26 protein-coding genes and 2 tRNA genes are annotated in these 25,288 nt (G+C 58.9%); 21 read left to right on the top strand and 7 right to left on the bottom strand.

Annotated features, from left to right (window positions below; genetic code table 11):
• Positions 1 to 203: 203 nt before the first annotated feature.
• From ABIB60_RS06180 to ABIB60_RS06155, 6 genes are all read left to right on the top strand, one after another.
• Entirely contained in the window at positions 204 to 389 is a 186-nt protein-coding gene (locus tag ABIB60_RS06180; RefSeq protein ID WP_354578477.1) for a hypothetical protein, read from the top strand.
• 101 nt (positions 390 to 490) lie between these two features.
• Positions 491 to 1,084, top strand: coding sequence for a GNAT family N-acetyltransferase (locus ABIB60_RS06175; RefSeq protein ID WP_354578475.1), 594 nt, complete (start codon positions 491 to 493; stop codon positions 1,082 to 1,084).
• The gene (locus tag ABIB60_RS06170) at positions 1,071 to 1,487 is read left to right on the top strand and encodes a diacylglycerol kinase family protein (protein WP_354578474.1); all 417 of its coding nucleotides are present in this window, start codon (positions 1,071 to 1,073) and stop codon (positions 1,485 to 1,487) included. Before ABIB60_RS06175 ends, ABIB60_RS06170 begins: the two co-directional genes overlap by 14 nt.
• 114 nt (positions 1,488 to 1,601) lie before the next feature.
• Entirely contained in the window at positions 1,602 to 2,063 is a 462-nt protein-coding gene (locus ABIB60_RS06165; RefSeq protein WP_354578473.1) for a DUF6970 domain-containing protein, read from the top strand.
• Positions 2,064 to 2,181: 118 nt separating this feature from the next.
• Positions 2,182 to 2,694 (top strand): DinB family protein, encoded by a 513-nt coding sequence (locus ABIB60_RS06160; protein ID WP_354578471.1) that lies wholly within the window; start codon positions 2,182 to 2,184, stop codon positions 2,692 to 2,694.
• Positions 2,695 to 2,813: 119 nt separating this feature from the next.
• Positions 2,814 to 3,431 carry a thioredoxin family protein gene (locus ABIB60_RS06155; protein WP_354578470.1) on the top strand — a complete coding sequence of 206 codons (618 nt, stop codon included), beginning with the start codon at positions 2,814 to 2,816 and terminating at the stop codon, positions 3,429 to 3,431.
• Positions 3,432 to 3,508: 77 nt separating this feature from the next.
• On the opposite strand, the gene ABIB60_RS06150 is transcribed toward ABIB60_RS06155, so the two are convergent.
• Positions 3,509 to 3,988: a DUF4293 domain-containing protein gene (locus ABIB60_RS06150; RefSeq protein ID WP_354578469.1), complete on the bottom strand. Its 480-nt coding sequence runs from the start codon at positions 3,986 to 3,988 to the stop codon at positions 3,509 to 3,511.
• 91 nt (positions 3,989 to 4,079) lie between these two features.
• Here ABIB60_RS06150 and ABIB60_RS06145 point away from each other — a divergent pair, with 91 nt between their 5' ends.
• The 5 genes from ABIB60_RS06145 (at position 4,080) to ABIB60_RS06125 (ending at position 9,497) form a co-directional block, all read left to right on the top strand.
• Complete coding sequence (locus ABIB60_RS06145) at positions 4,080 to 5,279, top strand: thiolase family protein (RefSeq protein WP_354578467.1); 1,200 nt, start codon at positions 4,080 to 4,082, stop codon at positions 5,277 to 5,279.
• A 92-nt stretch (positions 5,280 to 5,371) separates the two neighbouring features.
• Positions 5,372 to 5,911, top strand: a complete 540-nt coding sequence (locus ABIB60_RS06140) for a GNAT family N-acetyltransferase (protein WP_354578466.1) — start codon at positions 5,372 to 5,374, stop codon at positions 5,909 to 5,911.
• 104 nt (positions 5,912 to 6,015) lie between these two features.
• Positions 6,016 to 6,804 (top strand): tRNA pseudouridine(38-40) synthase TruA, encoded by a 789-nt coding sequence (truA, locus tag ABIB60_RS06135; protein WP_354578465.1) that lies wholly within the window; start codon positions 6,016 to 6,018, stop codon positions 6,802 to 6,804.
• Positions 6,805 to 6,958: 154 nt separating this feature from the next.
• A complete protein-coding gene (locus tag ABIB60_RS06130; RefSeq protein ID WP_354578463.1) occupies positions 6,959 to 8,731 on the top strand; it encodes an ABC transporter ATP-binding protein in 1,773 nt (590 codons plus the stop codon).
• Positions 8,732 to 8,972: 241 nt separating this feature from the next.
• On the top strand, positions 8,973 to 9,497 hold the full coding sequence (locus ABIB60_RS06125) for a hypothetical protein (RefSeq protein ID WP_354578461.1): 525 nt from the start codon (positions 8,973 to 8,975) through the stop codon (positions 9,495 to 9,497).
• Between the two features lie 85 nt (positions 9,498 to 9,582).
• Here the strand turns inward: ABIB60_RS06125 and ABIB60_RS06120 are convergent, their stop codons facing one another.
• From ABIB60_RS06120 to ABIB60_RS06110, 3 genes are all read right to left on the bottom strand, one after another.
• Positions 9,583 to 10,281, bottom strand: a complete 699-nt coding sequence (locus ABIB60_RS06120) for a porin family protein (RefSeq protein ID WP_354578459.1) — start codon at positions 10,279 to 10,281, stop codon at positions 9,583 to 9,585.
• Positions 10,282 to 10,420: 139 nt separating this feature from the next.
• Positions 10,421 to 10,494 (bottom strand) — tRNA-Pro (locus tag ABIB60_RS06115).
• 86 nt (positions 10,495 to 10,580) lie between these two features.
• Positions 10,581 to 10,654, bottom strand: a tRNA-Pro gene (locus ABIB60_RS06110).
• A 300-nt stretch (positions 10,655 to 10,954) separates the two neighbouring features.
• Between ABIB60_RS06110 and ABIB60_RS06105 the strand changes: the two genes are divergently transcribed.
• A complete protein-coding gene (locus ABIB60_RS06105; protein ID WP_354578458.1) occupies positions 10,955 to 11,344 on the top strand; it encodes a T9SS type A sorting domain-containing protein in 390 nt (129 codons plus the stop codon).
• Between the two features lie 130 nt (positions 11,345 to 11,474).
• On the opposite strand, the gene ABIB60_RS06100 is transcribed toward ABIB60_RS06105, so the two are convergent.
• A complete protein-coding gene (locus tag ABIB60_RS06100; RefSeq protein WP_354578456.1) occupies positions 11,475 to 13,259 on the bottom strand; it encodes an ABC transporter ATP-binding protein in 1,785 nt (594 codons plus the stop codon).
• A 484-nt stretch (positions 13,260 to 13,743) separates the two neighbouring features.
• Here ABIB60_RS06100 and ABIB60_RS06095 point away from each other — a divergent pair, with 484 nt between their 5' ends.
• From ABIB60_RS06095 to coaE, 8 genes are all read left to right on the top strand, one after another.
• Positions 13,744 to 14,835, top strand: coding sequence for a Glu/Leu/Phe/Val dehydrogenase dimerization domain-containing protein (locus ABIB60_RS06095; RefSeq protein ID WP_354578454.1), 1,092 nt, complete (start codon positions 13,744 to 13,746; stop codon positions 14,833 to 14,835).
• A gap of 118 nt (positions 14,836 to 14,953) precedes the next feature.
• Positions 14,954 to 16,138, top strand: a complete 1,185-nt coding sequence (gene nusB, locus ABIB60_RS06090) for a transcription antitermination factor NusB (protein WP_354578452.1) — start codon at positions 14,954 to 14,956, stop codon at positions 16,136 to 16,138.
• A gap of 241 nt (positions 16,139 to 16,379) precedes the next feature.
• Positions 16,380 to 16,691: a YtxH domain-containing protein gene (locus ABIB60_RS06085; protein WP_354578451.1), complete on the top strand. Its 312-nt coding sequence runs from the start codon at positions 16,380 to 16,382 to the stop codon at positions 16,689 to 16,691.
• 224 nt (positions 16,692 to 16,915) lie between these two features.
• Positions 16,916 to 17,920, top strand: coding sequence for an isocitrate/isopropylmalate dehydrogenase family protein (locus ABIB60_RS06080; protein WP_354578449.1), 1,005 nt, complete (start codon positions 16,916 to 16,918; stop codon positions 17,918 to 17,920).
• A gap of 183 nt (positions 17,921 to 18,103) precedes the next feature.
• Entirely contained in the window at positions 18,104 to 18,631 is a 528-nt protein-coding gene (locus tag ABIB60_RS06075; protein ID WP_354578448.1) for a DUF1573 domain-containing protein, read from the top strand.
• A gap of 111 nt (positions 18,632 to 18,742) precedes the next feature.
• Positions 18,743 to 19,063: a preprotein translocase subunit YajC gene (gene yajC, locus ABIB60_RS06070; RefSeq protein WP_354578446.1), complete on the top strand. Its 321-nt coding sequence runs from the start codon at positions 18,743 to 18,745 to the stop codon at positions 19,061 to 19,063.
• Between the two features lie 154 nt (positions 19,064 to 19,217).
• Positions 19,218 to 20,177: a YbbR-like domain-containing protein gene (locus ABIB60_RS06065; RefSeq protein WP_354578445.1), complete on the top strand. Its 960-nt coding sequence runs from the start codon at positions 19,218 to 19,220 to the stop codon at positions 20,175 to 20,177.
• 20 nt (positions 20,178 to 20,197) lie between these two features.
• Positions 20,198 to 20,791, top strand: coding sequence for a dephospho-CoA kinase (gene coaE / locus ABIB60_RS06060; RefSeq protein WP_354578444.1), 594 nt, complete (start codon positions 20,198 to 20,200; stop codon positions 20,789 to 20,791).
• Between the two features lie 67 nt (positions 20,792 to 20,858).
• On the opposite strand, the gene ABIB60_RS06055 is transcribed toward coaE, so the two are convergent.
• Positions 20,859 to 22,031 (bottom strand): GNAT family N-acetyltransferase, encoded by a 1,173-nt coding sequence (locus ABIB60_RS06055; RefSeq protein WP_354578443.1) that lies wholly within the window; start codon positions 22,029 to 22,031, stop codon positions 20,859 to 20,861.
• Positions 22,032 to 22,318: 287 nt separating this feature from the next.
• Between ABIB60_RS06055 and ABIB60_RS06050 the strand changes: the two genes are divergently transcribed.
• Positions 22,319 to 23,599, top strand: a complete 1,281-nt coding sequence (locus tag ABIB60_RS06050) for a hypothetical protein (protein ID WP_354578441.1) — start codon at positions 22,319 to 22,321, stop codon at positions 23,597 to 23,599.
• A gap of 3 nt (positions 23,600 to 23,602) precedes the next feature.
• Here ABIB60_RS06050 and ABIB60_RS06045 read toward each other — a convergent pair whose 3' ends face one another.
• Positions 23,603 to 25,222 carry a glycosyltransferase family 39 protein gene (locus ABIB60_RS06045; RefSeq protein ID WP_354578439.1) on the bottom strand — a complete coding sequence of 540 codons (1,620 nt, stop codon included), beginning with the start codon at positions 25,220 to 25,222 and terminating at the stop codon, positions 23,603 to 23,605.
• Positions 25,223 to 25,288 lie beyond the last annotated feature (66 nt).

Below are 25,288 nucleotides of genomic sequence, written 5' to 3'. Positions count from 1 at the left end.
TTTGCTACCCGCTACGATAAACGCCCCGAATGCTTTTTCGCCTGGTTTCAATTGGCCGCTACCTTAATTTGGTTGAAAACTGTTCACACGCCCTAATCCTGCACGCTATAAGGTAGAAGCTTTTGCGGAAAACAGTACTATTTTTGCGTTGCCGCATAAGCTTGTCTCTGAGCCTATTGCGTTGCAACGCACGATTACGCGCTATGACCAAATATTCCGCGAAACATTCTAAGAAAGTCGATCCGCGACAAGCGGAGCGGGAAGCCCGCAAAGCGCGTAACCGCGCTATAGCACCGGAGCGTATTGCCAAGGTGCACGTGTTGGAGGATGGGGGGGAGCTGCTGGAGCTGAAGCCTGTTCAAATTCCTGGCTACACCTATGCTTTCTAACTCAACTACTGCTTACTTAACCGCCCCCGCCCGGCTTCCGGCGCGGGGGCGGTTTGTTTTTTCGGCATCTTTACGCCGCACGCCTCAACCTGCCTTCCCGCATGGATTTTTCCCAGGATACCGTCCTAGAAAACAGCCGGGTGCTGCTACGCCCCCTGCAGCTCACCGACTTTGAAGCCCTGCGGCCGGTGGCCGCCACCCCGGAACTGTGGGCCTACACCCTCACCCGCGCCGACGACCCCATCAGCCTGGCTACTTACCTGACCGATGCCGTCCAGGGCCGCCAGCAGCAACGCCGCTACCCCTTCATAATCATTGATAAAGCTACCGGCCAGGCCGCGGGCAGCACTAGCTACTACAACGTGGATGTGGCCGACGCCAAGCTGAGCATTGGCTATACCTGGGTAGGGGAGGCGTTTCATCGCAGTGGCCTGAACCGAGCCGCCAAACATGCCCTGCTCCATTATGCCTTCGAGGTATTGGGCTGTGAGCGGGTGGAGCTGGAAACGGATTCGCGCAACCATAAGTCGCAGCAGGCAATGCGCCGCATGGGGGCCACCGAGGAAGGTACCCTGCGCAGCCACCGCCGTACCCAGGGTGGTATTCGCCGCGACACGGTGATTTTTAGCATTATCCGGCCCGAGTGGAACCACCTGTGCCAGACGGTTTTCCAACAGTTTGATGCCCGTGGCTGAACCCACTGAACCTAAGCCGCGCCGGTTTCCGGCTCTGTTGCGCAAGCGCGCGGCCAGTTTCGGCTATGCCTTCCGGGGCGTGTGGGCCGCTTTGCGTACGGAGGTGCATTTGTGGTTTCATGCGGCGGCTACGGTGGTAGTGGTGGGCCTGGGCCTATACCTGGGCCTGGCGCGCTGGGAATGGGCCGCGGTAGCTTTGGCCGTAGGCGCGGTGTGGTGCGCCGAGCTGGTGAATACGGCCATTGAGGCGGTAGTCAACCTAGTGTCGCCGGACTACCACCCACTGGCGGGCCGGGCCAAGGATGTAGCGGCCGGGGCCGTGCTGGTAATGGCGCTGGCGGCGCTGGTGGTTGGGCTGCTGGTTTTCGGGCCGCGCCTGTGGGCGTTGGGGGGTATCGGGTAGCCGAAGTGGTGCTGAACTATGGGCCGCTAACTGCGTAACGCAGGTTTGTGTGCATCTTTGCCGCCCCGTGCGGCTGCGCAAGCTCTTCTTCTCTGCCTACCTCACCCTTGCCTTATGCGCATTTCCCTACTTCTGGTCGCCGCTGCTTTCCTGACTACTACCGCCTGCCAGCGCAACGTGGCCGTTACCACCCCCACCGACGCCCCCCAGACCGGACTGGCCGGTAGTGTATCCACGCCCGCCCCTACCAGCGCCAATACCATTGAGCCTGCGCCCAACAACGCGCCGGCCTTTGACACGCAGAAGCGGCCCAAGTGGCTGGAAGACCGGATTCAAGCGCACCTGCAGGAGAAGAAGGCCAACCCGCCCGTGCACATCTACAGCTACCAATACAACGGGGCCACAGTATACTTTGAAACCAGCCCCTGCTGCGACCAGTACACCAACCTCTATGCCGCCGACGGCCAGGTACTCTGTCACCCCGACGGGGGCCTGACCGGGCGGGGTGACGGCAAGTGCGCCGACTTCTCTAAAAACCGAACCGAGGAAAAGCTGGTTTGGCAAGACCCCCGGTAAGCTAACGAAACTAGAAGTGAGTACAGAGACATGAGTAGTGAGATTCTGTACCGCTTCCTTTTTACTTTCTGTTTGGCAGAGTCTCCATTCTCATGTCTCTGTACTCACTTCTTTTGCAATGATTAATACCATCGAAAAGCTGGGGGCCTACTCCGTGTGGGCTAACGCCACCCTGCTGCGCCACCTCGACGGCCTTGTGGCCGAGGGTGCCACCTTGCCCCAGGGCGCACTGCGCATTTTCAGCCACGTACTCAACGCCCAGGCCATTTGGCTGGGCCGCCTCACCAGCACGCCCAGCCCCGTGAAAGTGTGGCAGGAGCATGATTTGGCCGGCCTGCACCACTGGCACGAGCAAACGTCGGAGCGGTTCCATCAGTACGGCGTGGAGGCCACTACCACCAACCAAGCCGAGCTGGACCGCCTGATTACCTACACCAATTCCATTGGGGAGGGCTACACCAGTCAGGTGGCCGATATCCTGACTCACGTACCGGTACACGGTAATTACCACCGGGCCCAAGTAGCCAAGGAGCTGCGCGCCGCCGGCCTGGAGCCCATTAACACGGACTTTATTACGTACTGCCGGGAGTTATCGGCCAAGGCTGAAATGGCCGACGTACCCAGCCTCTAGGCGAGCCTACGGGAGCTTTTATCAAAACCCTTTCGGTGGAGCTTCGGCCAACCGAAAGGGTTTTTCGTTTGTTGAGGATACTAGCCATTTACTCCACCTTTTCTGCGCAACCCTCCCGCATGAACCTTGCCGCCCAGCCACCCGTTATCAGCCCCGAGCGCCTTGCCACCGCCTACTCGTATGCCGCATACCGTCAGGTAATTGATGAATTGATGGCAGCAGGTAAAACCACCGGCGAAACCCAGTCGGAAGATCTGACGGCCTACGCCCGCCTCAACATTCAGCGTATGGAGCGGCTAGATAAGAAGGTGGAACTGACCCCGGAGCTGCAAGAGGCAGTGGGCAAGCTCACGCGCAACTACGAGTGGGTTATTCTCACGGAAGGCTGGTGCGGCGACGCGGCCCAGCTGGTACCGGTGCTGGAGAAAATAGCCGCTGCCAGCCACGGCCGCCTGCGCACCCACTACCTGCTGCGCGACGAGAACCTGGAGTTGATGGACCGGTACCTGACCAACGGCAGCCGCTCCATCCCTAAACTCCTCATCCTGCACGCCGATACCCTCACGGAAGCTACTCACTGGGGCCCCCGCCCCAACCAGGCCCAAAACCTGCTGCTGGAGTTAAAAGCCGCCGGGGCCACCCACGAGGAGTACGCCGAAAAAATCCACGGCTGGTACGCCAAGGACAAAACCCTGAGTACCCAACAGGAACTGCTGCAGATAGTACGTGCGTTATAGGGTGCTCTCCAATGGCAAAGGCCCTTGGTACCGCAGTGGTGCCAAGGGCCTTTGTTTGGGAGGGTGAAGCGTAACTTCTACCGTAAACGGTCGGCGCTGCGCACCAGCTTCTCATCCTGGCGGATAAAGCGGGAGGCCAGCAGGTTCAGCAGCAAACAGAGCGTGGCAATGTAGAAGCCCGCCTCGAAAGTGCCGGGAATCTTGATATTGAGCATCCGCTCCCCGATACCGGAGTAGTAGAAAGCTGCTCCAATGGTAGCCGTTATGAGCAGAATGTTAAGCATGCCCAGCTTAAGCTGGTTGAAGCGGTTGCGGAACTGGAAGATTTCCAGCAGCGCCACGGCTGCCGAAGCCGCCGCCAAAGCGGCTATGGGCCAGGGGTTGGCCGTAGGCACCGACATACCCGCGTCGGCGTGTTCATAGCCTAAATGCGTGGCCGTGAGTACCACGGTCTGCTGGCTAGCGGGGTCGGTTTTGCTCCACAGAGGCAGGAACAGTACGCTTAGCATGCCCAGGGCCAGCAACAGCAGGAATACGCTTTGGATTCTTTGTATCATCTTTGTGTTTTGACAGTTCGGTTACTACCTCGGGCCCCTGACAGGGCCGGCAAAAGTAGCCAACTACGACCGGAATAACGCATTCAACCTGATGCCAACTGCATACATTGTGGACGCCGTCCGCACCCCCATTGGTAAATTTGGTGGCGAGCTGAGCAGCGTCCGCCCCGATGATATGGCCGCCCACGTGCTCCGGGAGCTGCTGCGCCGTAACCCTTCCCTGGATAAAGCCGCCATCGAGGACGTAATTATTGGGGCCGCCAACCAAGCCGGCGAGGATAACCGCAACGTAGCCCGCATGGCGGCGCTGCTGGCCGGTTTGCCTCTCACCGTGCCCGGCAACACCGTCAACCGTCTCTGCGCCTCCGGCCTGCAAAGCATCATGGATGCTTCCCGGGCCATCCGGGCCGGGGAGGGCGACGTGTACTTGGCCGGTGGGGCCGAAAGCATGACCCGTGCCCCCTTCGTGATGGCCAAATCGTCTACGGCTTTTGCCCGCGACTTCACGGCCCACGACACTACCCTCGGCTGGCGCTTCGTAAACCCCAAGCTCTCCAAGCTGCACCACCCCTACGCCATGGGCGAAACGGCCGAGAATGTGGCCCGCCGTTACGGCATTACCCGGGAGGAGCAGGATCAGTTTGCCTTTGAGTCGCAGCGCAAATATCAGCGGGCTTTCGAGAAAGGCCGCTTCCGCAAGGAAATAGTGCCCGTGTTCATTCCCCAACCCAAAGGCAACACGGCGCTGTTCGATCAGGATGAGCCACCCCGCTTGTCCAGTCTAGAAAAGCTGGCTACGCTGAAGCCTGCCTTCCAGGTAGACGGTACCGTAACGGCTGGCAACTCGGCCGGTATTAATGATGGGGCGGCGGCCCTGCTGCTGGTGAGCGAAGAGGCCCTCACGCGCTACAACCTCAAGCCCATCGCCCGGGTGGTAGCCTCGGCCGTAGCCGGCGTTGACCCCGCTTTCATGGGCATCGGCCCGGTACCAGCCACGCAGAAAGTGCTGCAGCGCGCCGGCCTGACCTTGCAGGACATGGACCTGATCGAGTTGAATGAGGCCTTTGCCGCCCAGAGCATTGCCTGCATGCGCGACCTGGACCTGGACCCCACCAAGGTGAACGTGAATGGCGGTTCCATTGCCATTGGGCACCCGCTGGGGGCCAGCGGCTCGCGCATCACGGCTACTTTGCTGCATGAGATGCAGCGCCGCGAAGGTGTCCGCTACGGCTTAGCCACCATGTGCGTAGGCGTAGGCCAGGGTGCCGCCGTGATTTACGAAAAGCTATAACTGTCATTCCGAGCGAAGCGAGGAATCTGGGTTAGCATCTAACAACCAACCCAGATTCCTCGCTTCGCTCGGAATGACAAGAATTTTGCTCCATGGCCGACTCGTTGCTGACTCCTACGCTTGCCCTGCCAGTTGAAGGAGCCCGACTGCGGCCTTGGCGGTTTTCGGATGCTGCTACCCTGGCCCGTCACGCCAACGATGAGCGGGTAGCCCGCAACCTGCGCGACACGTTTCCTTATCCGTACACTGCCCAGGACGCGGAGTTCTTCCTCTGCCTAGTAGCCGACAGTCAGCGCGACCTATTTCTGGCTATTGAGGTAGGCGGTGAAGCGGCGGGCGGTATCGGCATCCATTTCCAGTCCGACGTAAGCCGCCGCTCCGCCGAAATCGGGTACTGGCTTACGCCTGCCTGCTGGGGCCGGGGCATTGTTACGGCCGCCGTACGCACCCTGAGCAGCTATGTGCTAGCCAATTTTGATGTGTGCCGCCTCTACGCAGCCATCTTCGCTACCAATCCTGCCTCCGGCCGGGTACTCGAAAAAGCCGGCTATGAGTTGGAAGCCCGCCTGCGCCGCAGCATTGTGAAAGACGGGCAGATGCTGGACTCCTTGCTGTACGCGCTGGTGGTATGAGCTACTAGTTGTTTGTTGCTGGTTGTCAGTTGTTAGTCCTTAATAATCACCAACTGATAACTGACAGCCAGCAACTACCAACCGGCAACTGACAACTAAATACAATGCGCTATTTTCTTCACCTGGCCTACGACGGCACCGCTTTTCATGGCTGGCAGATTCAGCCGGGCGTGAGTACCGTGCAGCAGGAGCTGGACCGTTGCCTCTCGCAGGTGCTGCGGCAGCCGGTGTACTGCCTGGGCAGCGGCCGCACCGATTCGGGCGTGCACGCCAGCCACCAAGTAGCCCACTTTGACGCCATTCTACCCACCGGCCTCGATGAGGCCACGCTGCTCTACCGCCTTAACCGGGCCTTGCCAGCCGGTATTCGGGCGCAAGTGCTACACCCGGTACCGCCCGAGGCCCATGCCCGTTTCAGCGCCAAGGCCCGCACCTACGAGTACCACGTCCGCCTCATTCCTGACCCCTTTGCCGCCAACTATAGCCTCTACCTCGACCGTATGCCCCACGTGGCGGCCATGAACGAGGCCGCCGCCATGCTGCTGGGCACTCACGACTTCACAACGTTTTCCAAGGTGAAAGGGGCCGAGAAGCATTACAATTGCACCTGTTTTGAGGCTGGCTGGCACGAAGAGCCGGGCGGGTTGGTATTCCGCATTCGGGCCAACCGTTTTGTGCGGGGCATGGTGCGGCTGGTAGTGGGTACGTTGCTGAGTGTGGGCCGGGGTAAAATGACGCCGCAGGAATTCGGAGAAATTTTCCGCAGCCTCAACCGGGTGCACGCCGGCGGGGCCGCCCTGGCCAACGGCCTGTTCCTGTGCCGCGTCGAATATCCGGCTGAAATGCTGGGTGATGCAGCGCTGCCCACCGGTTTGCCGTACTTCGCTAAGTAGCGCGCAGCTCCGCTTCGTGCACGAGCCGTCGGCAAGTTTCTACGCGTACGGCGCGGTGCCGGCTACTCGCTTCGCTCGTGCGCGAAGCAGAGCTGCGCGCTACTTTTCGCCCGCCTGCCGGTTACTCTCTGACCAACCCACCCAACAATCCGAAATGGAGCAAGCAACTACCGCCCCCAAAAGCGGCAATATCTTCGACTGGCAGGTGCTGCGGCGGCTGATGGTGTACGTGCGGCCTTATCAGCGCGTCTTTTACTTTCTGATTTTCCTCACCATTGCCACCGCCGTGCTGGGTACGCTGCGGCCCTTCCTCATCCAGCGGATGGTGGACGTGACCATTGAGCAGGGCGACTGGCAAGGGCTTAACCGCATGTTCGGGCTGCTGCTGGTGCTGCTGGTGGCCCACGCCGTGGTGAGCTACCTGCAAACCTATTTCGGGGGCTGGCTGGGCCAGTACATCGTGCGTGACATTCGGGTGGACCTCTACAAGCACATCCTCGACCTGCGCCTTAAGTTCTTCGACAAGACGCCCATCGGTCAGCTGGTGACCCGCAACATATCCGACGTAGAAACCCTCTCCGACGTGTTCAGCGAAGGACTGGCGGCCATGATTGGCGACATTCTGCAGTTGGTGTTCATTGTGAGCTTCATGTTCTACATCGACTGGCGGCTGACGCTTATTAGCCTCTCGGTGATTCCGCCGCTGCTGTTCAGTACCTACGTGTTCAAGGAGAAGGTGAAGAAGTCGTTCCAGGAGGTGCGCACGGCCGTGGCTAGCCTCAACTCCTTCGTGCAGGAGCACCTGACGGGCATGAACGTGGTGCAGATTTTCAACAACGAGGAGCGGGAGCTGCGCAAGTTCAAGGCCATCAACCAGGAACACACCCGCGCCAATATCCGCTCGGTGCTCTACTACAGCATCTACTTCCCCGTAGCCGAGGTGCTGGCTGCCGCCGGCGTGGGCCTGCTGGTGTGGTACGCCGCCCAGGGCCAGATTGAGGGCACTATCTCCAAGGGTGCGCTCATTGCCTTCATCATGTACAACGCCCTGTTCTTCCGGCCCATCCGCCAGATTGCCGACCGGTTCAATACCCTACAGTTGGGCCTGGTGAGCACGGAGCGCCTGCTCAAGCTTCTGGATAGCAAAGAGCTCATTGCTGACAATGGCACCTATACCCCCGCCGATTTGCGTGGCGACGTGGATTTCGAGCACGTCTGGTTTGCCTACAACGACGAGGAGTGGGTGCTGCGCGACGTGGATTTCTCGGTGAAGGCCGGCCAGACATTTGCCTTTGTGGGCGCCACCGGAGCCGGCAAAACCAGCATCATCAACCTGCTCAGCCGCTTCTACGAAATCAACAAAGGCACCATCCGCATCGATGGTCACGACCTGCGCGAGTACGACCTGAAGGATCTGCGCCGTCACATTGGGGTAGTACTCCAGGACGTATTCCTGTTTGCCGGGGCCATTCGCGACAATATCACCCTGGGCAAGCAGGACATTACCGACGAGCAGATCTGGGCCGCGGCCGATTTGGTGGGGGCCCGCCGCTTCATTGAACGCCTGCCCGGCGGCCTCGATTACCAGGTAATGGAGCGCGGCGCCACCCTCTCGGTGGGCCAGCGCCAGCTCATCAGCTTCGTGCGGGCCATGGTGTACCAGCCCCGCATCATCATCCTGGACGAGGCCACCTCGTCGGTGGATAGTGAAACCGAGGAGTTGATTCAGCAGGCCATCGAGAAGCTGATGCAGGGCCGCACCAGCCTCGTCATTGCCCACCGTCTGAGCACCATCCAGAAAGCCGACCAGATCATCGTGCTTGACCGGGGCGAAATTCAGGAGGCCGGCACCCACGAGGAGCTGCTGCGCCACCAGGGTTTCTACGCCAACCTCTACCAGATGCAGTATAAGGACGTGCTGTCGTAAGCTAGAGAATAGAACGTCATGCAGAAGCACAGCCGAAGCATCTCGCGTGCTGATGGTGCAAGGCTGATTTAAACCTTCTAAAACGTCATTCCGAGCGGAGCGAGGAATCTCGCGTGCTGACGTTGCATTGGTAACCCGACATCAGCATGCCAGGCCCCTCGCTCGGTCCGCAACAACATTCTGTTGTTTCTTTGCACCTCCACACCGGAGAATTCTCCCGGCTTCTTACCGATTCTGAAGAATGAACAAGATTTTTCTTGCCCTGGCATTGCTGCTGACGATAGGTTTTTCGGTAGCCTACTGGAAAATGGGCGGCTTTAAAGCGGCCGTCGTCACCCAGGAAACTACCGCCCAGCCCTACTTCGTGGCCGGCCGCTACTACGAAGGCCCAGCCCAGGACGAAGCCTTCGGCGACCTGACCCGCGAGGCGTATAATCTGCGCAAAGCCGGCAAGCTGCGCGGCGACTTCAGCAACATCTTCTACAACAGCCCCGAAAGCTCCCGCGACTCGGCCCGTGTGTTTGTAGGGGTGCTCGTGGCCGATACTACTTCCCAGCAGTTGCCCGCTGGTTACCGCTACCGCACCTTTGCGGCGGGCCAGCGCGTGCTGCACGCCCGCATTCAGGCCAGCTACCTGCTAGCCCCGGATAAGCTCTACAGTGGTGTAAAAGACGCGGCCGAAGCGCAGAAACTCACCTTGCAGCACGTGTACCTGGAGCACTTCCCGGAGCAGGGCGAGCCGGAAGTACTGGCCGTGGTGCGGTAGAGCTGCTTTGCAGAGTACCAGAAGGCCCGCCCCGGTGCGCATCGGAGCGGGCCTTCTGGTACTCTGCAAAGCAAGAAACGCGACGTTAGCGGCCCAGGTAGTAAGATGCGCCCAAGCTCAATTGATTAAGCCCAAACCCCGCCCCAAAGCTGGAGGAAGTAGCCTTTGACTCTGCCTGAGTTCTGGTCGCATCCAATTTGGAAGTGCTCCGGCCGTAGCCAATGCCACCAAATGACAGTTCCAGACCCAGTTTCTCTATTGGGAAGAAGACCAACGTAGGAGTAATGCCAATCCCGAACCCGTTGCTACGCCCGCTGTTGTCTAGCTGGTCTGGCCCTGTGGTGGCCGTTTGGCTTTTACTTGTGTTGTAATTAACGCTCAAGTGACCAAATACGCCGAATGCAGTGGTAGGCATGTAGTAGTAGCGCAGGTAAGGGGCTACGCTAAACGTATTGCTTCGGGCTGTTTGTTGGTATACTTCAGGGTTGCTACTCGAAGAATAATTGTAATACGGAGTTGTAGTCTTTTGAGAAGAGTACCCAATGGAAACACCTGCGGCTAGGTTATCAGCTATGAATACGCCCGCCTGAGGGCTCACGTTAAATGAGCGGCTGGTTTGCTCGTACTCGCGCTGCGCTACCGGAGCCGCTGAGTTGTTCCAGGTGGTAGTGGAGCGGTTGTAGCCTACACTGCCGCCCAGCAGCTTGGTGCCCTGAGCAATTTGTGCCTCTGCCGATAAGGCCAGAATGCTGAGCCCTGTGGCCAGCGCAAAAGAACGATACATGGGATGAAATAGAAGAGGTGATAAAAAAAGTGTCACTGAACGGAACTTTTTTAGCATAAATCGCACCAAGAATAACTAGCAAGCAAAAAGCCCACTAAACCGAAGTTTAATGGGCTTTTTATAGGGAGAGATACTGGAGTCGGGGTGGCAGGATTCGAACCTACGGCCTCGTCGTCCCGAACGACGCGCGCTACCGGGCTGCGCTACACCCCGAAAGTAAATCGAGTACTCATACTGTTCTGCCGAAAAAAGCCTCCGGGTGGGGTTCCCAGAGGCTTTTCGATCAGATAACTCTTCGGTCGGAGTGGCAGGATTCGAACCTACGACCTCCAGCACCCCATGCTGGCGCGATACCAGGCTACGCTACACCCCGAGGAATTGTGATGCAAATATACGGTGCCGTATAACTGCTATGCAAGCCGGAAAGCGGTTTTTTTCGAATCAACTCGGTTGAACGTCTTTCAAAAAGCCCGCAAATTGGGGCTACTAGCTTCATTGACTGAGAATTGTCATGACCAGGCAAGGGCAGGTAAAAGACAAGAAAAAATCATCTGGCGCGTTTCTTGCCCGAGGAATTTTGCGGCACATTCCGCTGTTTATCTTCTGATGCGGCGGCGGAGTTTAGTATCTTTGGTTTGCCGTATCGTTCACTTATTTGCCTTTTGGAACGCGTATGAAAACTTCTACAATTCTGGGTTGTCTGTTGGTGGTGTTGCTTTGTAGCGGTGCGGCCCGGGCGCAAACCACAGCAGTGGCGCAGGCGTCAGCTGCCCCCACCCTGATTACCGATAAAATGGCGGACCCCACGCCGAACACCAACGCTCTAAAGGTGCGCCTGGAAACCAATCCCCTTACTAAGCGCCTCACCGTGCGCACCGACGCCACTGGCCCTACCAGAGTGGAGGTAAACGGTACGGATGGCCGCCCAGTACTTACCCGTGACCTGATTTCGGGAGACGCAGCGGCCGTACTGGACGTGAGCAACCTGCCAGCCGGTACTTACATTGTGCAGTGTACGGCCGGTGAGCGGCGCGGTATGAAGCGGGTGATGCTCGGTCAGTAATATCCAGTCCTTAATAGCACAACATAAAGAAGCCCCGCACTTAGTACGTGCGGGGCTTCTTCGTTCGAGGGTAGGCCAATACTGGAGCTAATAAGCCCGTGAGTAAGACCTAAGCTGATTCAGTAAAAGGTCAGGCTTCCTCGCTTTGTAACTGCCGCTCGTACAGGGCCCGGTACAAGCCGTCCGCATCTTGCATCAACACCTCGTGCGTTCCGTGCTGCACAATCTGACCGTCGTCAAGCACCAGAATTTCATCGGCCAGCTTCACGGAGGAAACCCGGTGGCTGATGATGAGGCTGGTACGGTTGTGCATGATGCGCTGCAGCGCGCCCAGAATAGCATTTTCAGTGTTGGTATCCACGGCCGAGAGGGCGTCGTCGAGGATCAGGATTTTGGGTTCTTTTACCAGCGCCCGGGCAATGCTGACGCGTTGCTTCTGCCCCCCCGACAGGGTAATGCCCCGCTCACCCACTTTGGTATCGAAGCCCTCGGGAAAGCGTAGAATGTTCTCGTATACGTTGGCGTCTTTCGCGGCCTGCAGCATGCGGGCTTCATCGGGCGCATCGAGGCCGAAGTTGATGTTGTTGCGGATGCTGTCGGAGAACAGGAATACGTCCTGGGGTACATAGCCAATCTGGCTCCGCAGGGTTTTGAGCGACAGGTCGCGCACATCCACGTCATCAACCCGAATGCTGCCTTCAGTTACGTCGTAGAGGCGGGAAAGCAGGGCGGCCACGGTGCTTTTGCCCGAGCCAGTGTTGCCAATAACGGCCAGCGTCTGGCCCTGCCGGATGCGGAATGACACGTCGCGCAGGGCCTGAATGCCGGTATCGGGGTAGGTGAAGGAAACGTGGTCGAAGACGATGTCACCCTTCAGCGCCAGCTCCAGGTTCTGGCGCGATACAATATCCGTCTGCTGGTGCATAAACTCGTTGATGCGGGCCTGGGAGGCCTCCGCCCGCTGCACAAGGGAGCTAGTCCAGCCCAAAGCTGTAACGGGCCAAGTGAGCAGGTTCACGTAAATCAGGAACTCGGCAATGCTGCCCGTGGTAATGGTGCCCCGGATAACCTCCTGCCCGCCCACCCATACAGTGATGATGGTGCTCAGCCCAATCAGGAACAGAATCAGCGGGAAAAACAGGGAGTTGACGAAGTTCAGGCTCAACGACTTCTGCTTGTACTCCTCCGAAGCCACCGCGAACTGCTGCCTGGAATCCTCTTCCCGCACAAACGACTTGATAACGCGGATACCCGAAAAAGCCTCCTGCACGAAGGTGGTCATGCCAGCCAAAGAGCGTTGAATCTCATCGGATTTACGCTCGATCAGGTTGTTTACGTAGAAGATGCTCACGCTCAGGATGGGCAGCGGCAGCAGCGTGTAAATGGTCAGCTTCACGTTTACCATGAACATGAGCGGCACAATGAGCACGAACAGGATAACCAGCTGCATGAAGTACATGAGCGCCGGCCCAATGTACATGCGCACCCGCCCCACGTCCTCCGAAATCCGGGACATCAAATCCCCGGTGCTGTGACGGCGGTAGAAGCTCAGCGGCAGGCTCTGGTAATGCTGATAGATTTCGTTTTTCTGGTCGTTTTCCACGTGCCGGCTCATTACGATGAGCGTCTGGCGCATAAAAAACAGGAAGATGCCTCGTAACAGCGCCATCACCAGAATCAGAATGCCGTAGAGCAGCACGTTGCGCCCAAACAGCTCATACACCTGGCTCTGGGCCTGGGTGCCGGCGTACAGGTGGTAGAGGTCAATGCCTTCTCCCACCAAATCAAAGGCATAGCGCACAATCTGGGCCGGGAAAATAGCCAGCAGGGTGCTCAGGGCCACAAACAGCACACCCCCGAGGAAGTGCCACTTATAACGAAGCAGGTATTTATTGGTAGCGGAAAGTGCGCGCACGGTAAAGGCAGAAAGGTAAGAGACGCGGCCAACAGGACCGGGGTTGTTAAGCAAAAGCAGGGATGGAAGAATCCCCTGCCTCAACTTCGCTCAGCAGGATGATTACAGAAGTTCTGTTACCATATTTTCAACAACGCCCTCTGAAAACTAGTAGGTTGGCCAGTAGAAAGTTAAAAGACTGTTAAACGGTTTCAAAGAAATCAGGGGTGCCGTGGAGGTAGCATTCTAACCCCCTAATTGCCAAAGTTCTAAACCGGGGAAAAGACGGGGGCTCAGTGGCCAAAATTGAAAAAACGGCGTACTTTTGCACCCGCATTGCGGATAGCTCCGGGATGGAGAACCGGGTTGCGGGTTTCATTGAACGACGGGGAAACAGCCACGGGGCGTTGTCATTCGTTTAATGAAACGCACAGCTGCCACTTTCCTTCTGCGTTATCCAAAGGTACAATAACCACCCCACCCACCTCTTTTCCACCCCACACTTATGGTAGAAACGAACGTACTGACCGAATCGTCGGTCTTCGGGCAAATTGCCGAGCATCAGCACGAGCAGGTAGTGTTCTGCCACGACCACGAAACCGGTCTGAAAGCCATCATTGGCATTCACAACACGGTGCTGGGACCAGCCCTGGGCGGTACCCGCATGTGGCACTACACCTCCGAGGCCGAAGCCCTGAACGACGTATTGCGCCTGAGCCGCGGTATGACCTATAAGGCGGCCATTTCGGGGCTGAACCTGGGTGGGGGTAAGGCCGTCATCATCGGCGACGCCAAAACCATGAAGACGGAGGCCCTGCTGCGCAAGTTCGGCCGCTTTGTGCAGAACCTGAACGGCAAGTACATCACGGCCGAGGATGTGAACATGACCACCAAGGACATGGAGTACATCCGCATGGAAACCAAGCACGTATCGGGCTTGCCCGAAAGCATGGGCGGCTCCGGCGACCCCTCGCCGGTAACGGCCTACGGCACCTACATGGGTATGAAAGCCGCTGCCAAAAAGGCGTTTGGCTCCGATTCCCTAGCTGGTAAGCGCGTGGCCGTGCAGGGTGTGGGCCACGTGGGTACCTACCTGATGGAATACCTGCAGAAGGAAGGCGCCCAAATCGTGCTCTGCGACTACTACGAAGACCGGGCCCTGGAAGCCGCCACGCGCTTCAACGCCCGCATGGTGGGCCTGGATGAAATCTACGACCAGGACGTGGACATCTACTCGCCCTGCGCCCTGGGGGCCACCCTCAACGATGACACCATCGGCCGCCTGAAAGCCCAGGTGGTAGCCGGTTGCGCCAATAACCAGCTGGCCAACGAAGACGTGCACGGCCCCGAGTTGGTGCGCCGTGGCATCATTTACGCGCCCGACTTCCTCATCAACGCCGGCGGCCTCATCAACGTGTGCTCCGAAGTGCAGGGCGGTAACCGCCAGTCGGTAATGACCCAGACGGAGCGCATCTACGACATCACCACCCAGGTGCTCAACAAGGCCGAGCAGGAAGGCAGCCACCCCCAGGCCGCTGCCACCCGCCAGGCCGAGGAGCGCATCGCCGCCATCGGCAAGGTTAAATCAACTTACTAATTGGTGAAATTGTGAAGTTGTGAAATGGTGAATTGGATGTGCTACGCCCTTGAGGGCATGTGAGCATCTAAATCTGTCATTTCACAACTTCACAACTTCACAACTTCACCTCCCCAGAATGCTCAACCGCCGCACGCTCCGCATTAAGGTCATGCAAGCCCTGTACGCCTATCATCAGGCTGTCGGGTCCGATTTTTTACTGGCTATTGACCGAATTGCGGATGCCTTCGCGCCCGATTTGAACTCGCCTGAGCCCCAGGACCGCAAGCTGTTACAAGGCCAGCGCAAAATGGCCGAGCTCATTTTTAAAGAGTGGAACAAAACCGGCGAAGAGTCGGAGGCCACCGAGGACACCGACGTGAACGACGCGGTGAAGGACGCCATCAAGTACTACCAGAAGGCCGTGGCCAAGGATGCTACCTATTACGCCGGGCAGATGGTGTACGCGGCTGAAAGCATCCATAACCAGTACATTCACCTGCTCAACATCCCGGAGGCCCTGCTTCAGGTAATTGAGGAGGAGCGGGTGCGCGACTCCCGCCGCCTCACGGCTGCCAAGGAGCCCCTGCTGGACGCCACGCGCCTGCTGGAAAACAAGGCCATCGAGAAGCTCATCAACAACCTGCAGCTGCAGGACCTCACTATCCGCCGCTCCATGCGCTGGCACGGGGAGGATGAGCTGGAGGCCCTGCGCACCGCCTGGCGCAACGAGATGAAGCAGGACCCAGAGCTGCTGAGCTACCTGGCTGCCCCCGCCGGCAACTACCAGGAAGACCAGGAAATCCTCAAACATCTCTACAAAACCTACGTGTTCAAGGGTGAGAGCCTGCCGGCCTACATTGAGGAGGACGACCTGAACTGGGAGGAAAACCGTGCCGTGGTGAAAAACCTGGTGGTGAAAACGGTTAAGATGCTGGATGAGGCCGCCGATGAGAATCTGGTGCTTATGTCCTTGTCGGCCAACTGGCAGGAGGATAAGGAGTTTGCCGAAAGCCTGTACCAGCAGACCCTGGCTGACGATGAGAAATACGAGAAGCTGATTGCCGAATCGGTACAGAACTGGGACGTGGAGCGCGTGGCCCTCACCGACAAGATTCTGCTGAAGATGGCGCTGTGCGAGATGCACCTGTTCCGGGCCATTCCGGTTAAGGTTACCATCAACGAGTACATCGAAATCAGCAAAATGTACTCCACGCCCAAGAGCAAGCAATTCGTAAATGGTATTCTGGACAAGCTGGCTCAGGATTTGACCGCCAGCGGCGCCATCCGCAAGTCGGGCCGGGGGCTGCTGGACAACCAGTAAAACGCAGCTGGAACTAGTTCCCCTCCTCAGATGAGGAGGGGTTAGGGGTGGTTGAAGAACTAGAAACTAGAGCTGGTTATCCGTGCAGACGTGCGGATCAACCACCCCTAGCCCATCCTCATTTGAGGAGGGGAATTAGCTCTAGTAACTAGGCCATATCTTCCGGCGCTTTTTTGCGTAGTATTGGGCACTCCCAATTCTCACGTCATCATCCACCTGTACTCACTTCTAAATAAGAAATATGGGTAGCAAAACCACCACCGGCATTCTGTGCTTCGCCGGCGGCGCCCTCACCGGGGCCGTAATCGGACTTCTGTACGCACCCGAAAAGGGCCGCGAAACCCGTAGCTGGCTGAGCTATCAGCTGGAGAAATACCGCGAAACCCTCGCCGACCTCACTGAGAACCTGGTGACCAGCCGCGCCGACCAGGGCCCCAGCTCGGCCAAGAGCGAAGGCCAGCGCGTGATTCAGGATGCCAAGAGCAAGGCCGAACAGCTGCTCGGCGACGTGGACCAGCTCATCAACCAGATTAACTCCCGCAAAACGGTATAGCGTAATGTGGGTACTATAAAAAATGTGCGAATGTGCTCGTAGATAAACCGAGCACGTTCGCACATTTTCATTTTCAGCACCCGCCGGTAGGCGGTACCTTTGTGCAAAATTGTGGGGTTGGCGGCGGCGTAACTGCCCGCTAGCCCTATCATTTTCCCGCGAGCTGCTCTCCTCCTCGTCCGCCCGGCTCGCCTTCCTCTTGCCCATTAACCCAACTCAATAGCATGCATCTCATCACGCTCATCCCCGGCGACGGCATTGGCCCCGAAATCACGAAAGCAGTAACCGATATTTTCGCCGCGGCCCAGGTGCCCGTGCAGTGGGAAGAACAGAACGCTGGCCAGACGACCTTCGACCAGTCGGGGGAGCTGCTGCCGCAGGCCTTGCTGACCTCGCTGGAAAAGAACAAAGTGGCTTTGAAAGGCCCCATCACCACGCCTGTGGGCAAGGGCTTCCGCAGCATCAACGTAACGCTGCGCCAGAAGTACAACCTGTACCAGAACGTGCGCCCCAGCAAAACCACCTCTGGCATCAAAACCCGCTACGAAGGCATCGACCTGGTGCTGTTCCGCGAGAACACCGAGGGCCTGTACGCCGGTCTGGAAATCTGGGATGAGCAGAACGGCATCGGCGACTCCATTGCCCGCGTGACGGTGAAGGGGGCCCGCAACATCTGCCGCGCGGCGTTTGCTTACGCTGCCAAACACGGCCGCAAAAAGGTAACGCTGGCCCACAAAGCCAACATTCTGAAAGTGCCCGGCAAAATTATGCTGGATGCCGCCCAGGAAGCCGCCCGCGAGTTTCCCCAGGTGCAGTATGAGGAGAAAATCATCGACAACATGTGCATGCAGCTGGTGGGCAAGCCCGAGCAGTTTGACGTGATTGTGACCACCAATCTGTTCGGCGACATCCTCTCCGACCTCTGTGCCGGCCTGGTAGGCGGCCTGGGCGTGGTAGCGGGTGCCAACATCGGCGACGATATGGCCATCTTTGAGGCCGTGCACGGCTCGGCCCCCGACATTGCCGGTCAAGGCAAAGCCAACCCCACTGCCCTGCTCCGCTCGGCCCTGATGATGCTGCACCACATTGGCGAACATGAGCAGGCCGTGAAAATCGAGAAGGCCCTGGAGCTGACCCTGCAGGACAAAGCCAAGTGCACCGGCGACCTGGGTGGCTCGGCTTCCACTTCAGAGTTTGCCCAAGCCATTATTGACAACCTGGGCAAATAGGTTTTCGCGCAAAAAAGAACGTCATTCCGAGCCCCGCGAGGAATCTCGCGTGCTGATATTGTAATAGTAACTCAACGTCAGCACGCGAGATTCCTCGCGGGCCTCGGAATGACGTGCTAATGCCAACTCGTTAGTACCTTTACCTTTCCGAAGGCCACTGACGACCTTTGTTTTCTGCTTTATATGAAACGTACGCTGTTTTCTGCCGTTCTGCTCTCCGGCGCGCTGCTGATGGGCGCCTGCAACAACAATAAAACCGCTGAGGTAGGTGCTGAGGGTATGAATGCCGCCGCCGCCACCGCCAACGAGGCCGCCGCCAACCCGGTGGTGGACAACCCCAACGTAACTACCGAAACGGAGGCCCCCAACCCCAACGCCCCCGTCATGACCTTCGCCGTACCCGAGCACGATTTCGGCAACATCAAGCAGGGTGAGGTGGTGAAGCACACCTTTGAGTTCACCAACACCGGCAAGTCGCCGCTGCTGATTGAGAATGCCACGGCCAGCTGCGGCTGCACCACGCCCAACTGGACCAAGGAGCCGATTGCCCCCGGCGCCAAAGGCACCATCGATGTGCAGTTTGACTCGCACGGCAAGTTTGGCATTCAGAACAAGGAGGTTGCCATTCAGGCCAACACCCAGCCCAGCATCACCAAAGTGGTGATTAAGGCCAATATCCCCAGCGACGGCCAGAACGGCCCTACCCGCTAGATTACTCAGGTTGATTGCTAAGGAGTTGGCGAGTTGAGGAGGGCGCAGATTCACTGACCCCCGACAGCTCGCCAACTCTTTCTTTTTTGTCATTTTCTGATTTCGTAACCCATGTTTGCTTCTCTCTTTCTTCAAGCGGCCCCAGCCAGTACCGGTGGTATTACCCAGGTCATTCTTCTAGTAGGAATGGGCATCGTGATGTACTTCTTTATGTTTCGGCCCCAGCAAAAGCGACAGGCCGAGGCCAAGAAATTTCGGGCAGCCCTGGCTAAAGGCTCCAACGTGGTAACCATTGGCGGCCTGCACGGTAAGGTGGTGGACCTGAACGACGAAACCGTAACCGTGGAAGTAGATAAAGGCGTGCGCCTGCGCTTTGACCGCTCGGCCATTGCCCGTGAGGTAGTCGGCAAAACCACTGCTCCTGCTGCGTAACTGCCGCATAGGGCGCCATTTCGCCATTACGTGCCCGCCCTGGGTCGCCTTGCGTACGCAGGTGGCCCTAGGCGGGCACTTTGCTTGCCATAAGCAGTAGCGCCTATGCAGGCGAGTTAGTACCTTGCCAGCTTCTCATCAAGTTTTCGTCTCTGTGTCGTCTGTTCCGTCTCGTTGGCTGCGCTGGTTCGTGGACCCGTTTTTCGGGCAGGAGCGGAGCTATTGGCGGGCAGTAACGGCCTGTTTTCTGATTGCCAGCACCTTCTGGCTGCTTAACGCCCTCAACAAAACCTATACCACCCGTATCACCTACCCCTTGGCCTGGCGCTACGACCAAAGCCGGTTTATTCCGGTGCAGCCGTTGCCTACTGAGGTGGCCGTGAACGTAACTGGCCGGGGCTGGAAGCTGCTGCGCCGCCAACTGCTGCTGGATGTGAAGCCCGCTGAGCTGACGCTGAGCACCCCCGCCGCCACCCGCTACCTAACGGCCCGGGCCCTGCGCCCGGCCCTGCAGCAAGCCATGGAAGGCCTGCAGTTCAATTACTTACTGTCTGATACTTTGTGGGTGGAGCTGGACCGCTTGGCAAGCCGCCGCCTGGCCCTGGGGCTGAGCCCGGCCACCAACGGCCTGGCCCTCCCTTACGATGCTAAGTTTGAGCCTGCCAACGTGGTTTTCCGAGGCCCTCAAAGCAAAATCAGTACCTTGCCCGACCCTTATCCGGTGCACTTGCCCCAAGCCCCGGCCGGCTCCTCTACCGGTGACATTCGGGTGCCCATTGGTGGGCCGGAGCTGGTGCAAACCAACGTGCAGGATGTGCGGGTAAGGCTGCTGCGCCGGCCCATGGTTACCATTCCGGTGGAGGTAGTGCCGGAGCTGCTGGATGCCCCGGCTGGCCACCAGTACCAATTTTCGCCCGCCAAGGTGCGCGTGCGCCTGCAGTTCTTCCCGGAAGATACGGTAGGGTTCCGGCCCGAGCAGGTGCGGGTGCAGCTGCATTTTGGGCAGTTCACCAACCAGGATTCCAGCCTGCGGCCCTTCCTCTCGAAAAAACCAGTCCAAACGCGGGGTTACTTGGTGCTAACCCGGGGCGTGCGGGTGCACAGCGTACAGTAAGCCAACTAGGTACAAGCCATATGAAGCTGATTGGGATTACGGGCGGCATTGGGTCTGGGAAAAGCGTGGTGTGCCGCCTGTTTCAGGTGCTGGGGGTGCCCGTGTACGACTCAGATGCCCGCGCCAAGTGGGTAATGGCCCACGACGCCCGGCTGCGGGACGAGTTAACGGCTGCCTTCGGGCAGGAAACCTTTACGCCCGAGGGGCAGCTCAACCGCACCTACCTGGCCCGCGTCGCCTTCCCCGACCCCGCGCAACTGGCCCGGCTCAACGCCCTGGTGCACCCCCACGTAGGCCGCGACTTTGCCGAGTGGGCCGCCGCCCGTCAGCAGGAGGGCCACGCTTACGTGCTCAAAGAAGCCGCGCTACTGTATGAATCCGGAGCCTACCAGCAGCTGCACCAGGTAATTACTGTGTTTGCGCCCCAAGAGCTGCGGCAAGCCCGGGTACTGCGCCGCGACCCGCACCGTACCCCCGATGATATCCTCACCATTATCGGTAAACAACTCAGCGAGGAGGAGAAGCTGAAGCGCGCCCACCACGTGGTATACAACGATGATGAGCACTTGCTCATTCCGCAAGTCGTGCAGCTAGACAGGGAGTTTAGAGGCTGATCAGCACCATGTGCCGTGTAGAAGTATAATGTCCTGCGTCTCTACGCGGCACATGGAAACTCGCCAACTACCGAATAATGGGGCTCCGCTCGAAGGGGCGGGTGCGGTCGAATTGGTAGCGGTAGGTTACGTGGGTTTTGTAGATGCGGGCCCCGATGGAGCGAGTAAGGGCCAGCATGCGGGGGTTGAAGTCGCCAATCCAGTTCATTTCGATGTCGTGGTAGCCGGCGCGCATAAACTCCTGGCGGGCGTGTACCATCAGGGCGCTTTCCACGCCCTTGCCTTGCCAGGCCGGTACCACCCCAAAAATCACCCCGAATAATTTCTTATCCCGGCGCCGCTCGTATTTGCGCTGCTCCCACAAGAACCGGAGCTTGCCCCAGAGGTTGAAGTTGCGGCCCACGTGCTTGAAAATCTGGTTTAGCTCGGGCAAGCTCACGAAAAAGGCCACCGGCTCATCTCCCGCGTACGCAAACCATAAAATTCGCTCGTCCAGCACGGGCTTCATCTGCTTCACCAGGTCACGGGCCTTGTCCAGGCTCATGGGGTTCACGCCGCTGTGGTTGGCCCAGGCCAGGTTGTACACGTGATGAAAGTCGCGGGCCAGCTTATCGGTGTCGCGCTTACTGGCGTGGCGAAAACTGAACTCTGGATGCTCCTGGGCGTAGCGCTGGGCAGCCTTATCAAAAGTGGGGTGCAACAGCGTGGCCACCTCGCGGTAGCAGGTGTACTGCTTGAAATAGAGCTGAAAGCCGTAGTTCTCGAACAGCGGCTGGTAGTACGGTTGATGATAGAACATGCCGTAGTTGGGCTCGGTGAAGCCATCGGTAAGCAAGCCCCAAAACCGGTCACGCTCCCCAAAGTTGATGGGCCCATCCATGGCCGCCTGCCCCCGCACCGCCAGCCATTGCTGGCAGGTGTCGAACAGCTCGTTGGCTGCTTCCTGATTATCAATGCACTCAAAAAAACCCATGCCGCCCACCGGTTGGGTGGGGTCGGTTTGGGGAGTGTGGTGGTTGATGAAAGCCGCTACCCGGCCGATAACCAGCCCGCCCGCGTCCGTCAGCACCCAGCGGGTAGCCTCGCCGTGCGCAAAATTCGGGTTCTTCTTAGGGTCAAAAACGGCCTCTATTTCGTGGTCGAGGGGAGAAATCCAGGCAGGTTGGTTCTGGTAGAGGCGGCTGGGCAAATCCAGAAATTGCCGGACCAGGGCTGGGGAAGTAACTTCGAGTACAGGCATGGGACTGATAATAAAGGCGCTGGCGTAGCTCCGGTGGCCTACGGCGGCAAACGCAGGGCTGGCTGATGCTAGACCTGGCGCGCCGGCCAGCACATCACCAACAGCAAAGTAAAGCCATTTGCTTACCGAACGTACACCACGCAATTCAACGGGGCCGTTAGGAAATCAGCTGACTGATACGTCCCCATCCTTACCGGCAGAGCGCAACACCGCTACCTGATGCCAAGCCGAAACCTCACAAAACGCAGCTACATTCGGTCCTTCATCTTTTATCCTGCCTGTTGCCGGTGCTTCGTTCTATTCCTCGTGCTATCTGGGCTGCGGCCGTACTGCTCCTGGCGCTTCGGCTGGCCCTCAACCTGGGGCTGAACCCCGGCCTGGAATGGAACTACGATGAGCGCCGCAACGGCCGCATTGCCGACAACTACCTGGCCGGCCGGGGCTACGTGAGCCTGGACCCGGAGCGTAAGCAGCTCCGCCCCGATTCCTTTCACGCCAGCTTTCCGGTGTTTGTGTACGTGGCCTGGAGCCGGACTGGCCTGCCCCGGCACTACCTCACGCTGCTGGTATACGCGGCGGCGGCGGGATGCTACTTGCTGGGCGGGCTGTACGTGCAGCGCACTCTGGGGTACTATGGGCTACGGCCGAAGGTAGCCTGGGCCGGAGCCTTGCTCTGGGCTTTGTCGCCGGGAGTGATATACTACATTGGCGCCTTCTGGTGGTACGAAAACCTGGCCTTACCCCTGCTGATTGTGGTGGTATACAAGCTGCTGCGCCTGCACGGGGGCCGGCCTCTGCGCCTGCCTGATGCCATGCTGATTATCGGGGCCGTAGTGCTGTCGTGCTTACTGCGGGGCTACTTGCTGGCGGTATATGGGCTGCTGTTTGCGGTTTGGCTGCTGATGCTGCGCCGGCCGGCACCACTGCGGCCGGCAGCCTGGGGGCTGGGCCTGGGCCTGCTGCTGGCCCTAGGGCTGGCCCACACGCCCATTCTGCTCAAAAATTACCGGTTGTTCGGGGCCTATGTGCTCAGCAACCAGGCCGGGTTTGAATTGCTGCAGGGGCACAACTCCATCACGCAGGGGCGCTTTATGTTTGATTGGGACGAGCGCCAGGGCCCTTTTGATCAGTACGTGCGCGCCCACATTCCGCAACTGGACTCCCTGAACCAGTACCAGGAAAGCCAGGCCCGGGCTCGGCTGGCCCGGCAATGGGTGGCCGCGCACCCGCAGCAGGAGGTTCAGCTACTGCTGCGCAAAACGGGCCTGTTCTTCTCCCCCGAAAACTTTGTTGCCGATGCCCCCCGCACACCTTGGAACCTCTTTACTGCCCTGCTACTGCTGGCTTTCGGGGCTGCAGTGCTCCTGACTTTGTTTGGCTACCGAGGGCTGCGCTTCCAGCCGCACGACTGGCTGCTACTCACGCCCGTGCTGGCCACCTGGCTGCTGAGTCTGGTGTTTTTCGTGGGGTTCCGGTGGCGGTTTTTTGCTGAGCCGGCTTGGCTGCTGTTCCCCTTGGTGGTAGCGCAGCGTCTGGGGTGGTTTGGCCGGAATACGGCCGGCCGGTAACCGTTACGGATGCTGGTAGATGGAGAGAATGGGTAGCCCATCGGCCGTAACTCGGTACACTTCCCAGCCGGTAGGCGTAACCACGGTGCCCGCCTGGCTGCGGTAATCCAGCAGCAGAAAGCGTCCCGGTGCCGTTTCACTTACCACAAACCGCTGCCTGTCGGCGGGAGGTAGCAGCGCCCGGTTATTCTCGAAAGGAGGAATGTGCTGCGGGTCCACCAGAATTGGGCCCTGTGGGTAAGTTCGTGCCAGGTATTCCAGCCCTTGCCGGTAGGAGAGGCCCCAGTAGTCACGCTCAAACCATTGCTCCACCTTGTGAGTGGGCAGAAAGCTGAAATACACCTGCTGTTGCGGGTGCATCAGCGCCATGCGAACAGCCGTAAAGGCCATTTCCAGGGTTACTGCGCCGGCAGCTGCCTGCATTATTCGCCGCCGCCGCGTGGCCTGCCCGGCCCAGCGCCACAGCCGCACGCCCGCACCAACGGCTAGTAGCAGCAGCGCCGGGTATACAAAATACAAGTGCCGCCAACCATCGTACAGCACCGAGTTCATTCCTATTACCAGTATCATCGGCCCCAGCAACCACCCGCAAAACAGCAAATCGAGCCGGCCGGTGTAGGTGCCCAGCACCGTCCGGGGGCGAGTGCATACCTGCCTGATTTGCAGAAGTAGGCCTCCCAGCGCCGCTAGGGAGTAGGAAAGCGGAGTAGTAACCAGCAGCCAAACCGGGGCATAATGCCAGGGCAGATCCTGCGCCGACTCGTACTCTCCCCAGTACAGCACCTTACCCTGCCAGCGAAAATGCCGCATGGCCTCAAACGCCTGCAGGAAGTTATCCAGAGGGGCCGCCCATAAATAAGGCCAGCCGGCAATGCCGGCACCCACCGTACTTAGCAGGTACACAGCCCCACTAGCACCAAGACGCGCCCGCTTTAGGCGCTGCTGCGTTGGCTGAATAGCTTCCAGCAGCAGTAGTACCAGCGTAAAAGGCACCAGCATGCTACCCAGAATCCGGATGTCCAGGGCCACCGCCGAGGCCAGCCCGTGCACCAGCGCCCGGCCCGGCGTGGGCCGCTCCAGCAGCCGGGCCAGCGTGTACATGCCCAAGGTAAACGCCGCCAGAAACACTAGGTCCTTGGCGTTATAGAACGACTCGGCGAACATGCGCGGCGAAAGCACGAACAGCAGCGCCGTAAACAGCGCCACGTACTGATTGCGGAAGCGTAGCAACGCCAACCGGTACAGCGCCCAGATTCCTCCCACGCACACCACAAAAGTGGCCATGTGTCGCCATAGGTAGTAGGTGCGTAAATCAGAGCCGGAACGGAGCGTAGTATGCAGCAGGGCCAGGGGCAGCTCAAACAGTACGCCGTGGTCATTATCCACGTAGCCAGCCAGGGGCGGTACTTGTTGGAGCAGGGGTTGACGAGCTGCCCATTCGGGCGCTACCAGCGTGGTTATGTGGCGCAAGCTCACCAGGCCGTTCAGGTGGTCCACGGGCTCATCCCAGGATACCCCGTAGTCGGTCACCAGCCAGGCTCCCAGGAGCAACAACCCCCCGAAAAAGGCCGGTGCCAGCCAGCGGGGTGCCCTAATAGCGGGGGTAGCAGGGAGAGAAGGCATTGGGGAGAAGGTAAGCGGCAAACTTGCCGGAACCAGCAAGGTACTTTCCGGCCGCAAAATGGCCGC

The sequence above is a fragment of the Hymenobacter sp. UYP22 genome, from assembly GCF_040547285.1.
Classification (GTDB): domain Bacteria; phylum Bacteroidota; class Bacteroidia; order Cytophagales; family Hymenobacteraceae; genus Hymenobacter.
Note: the sequence above shows the minus strand (reverse complement) of the source record. Positions and strands in the feature narration are given on the sequence as shown.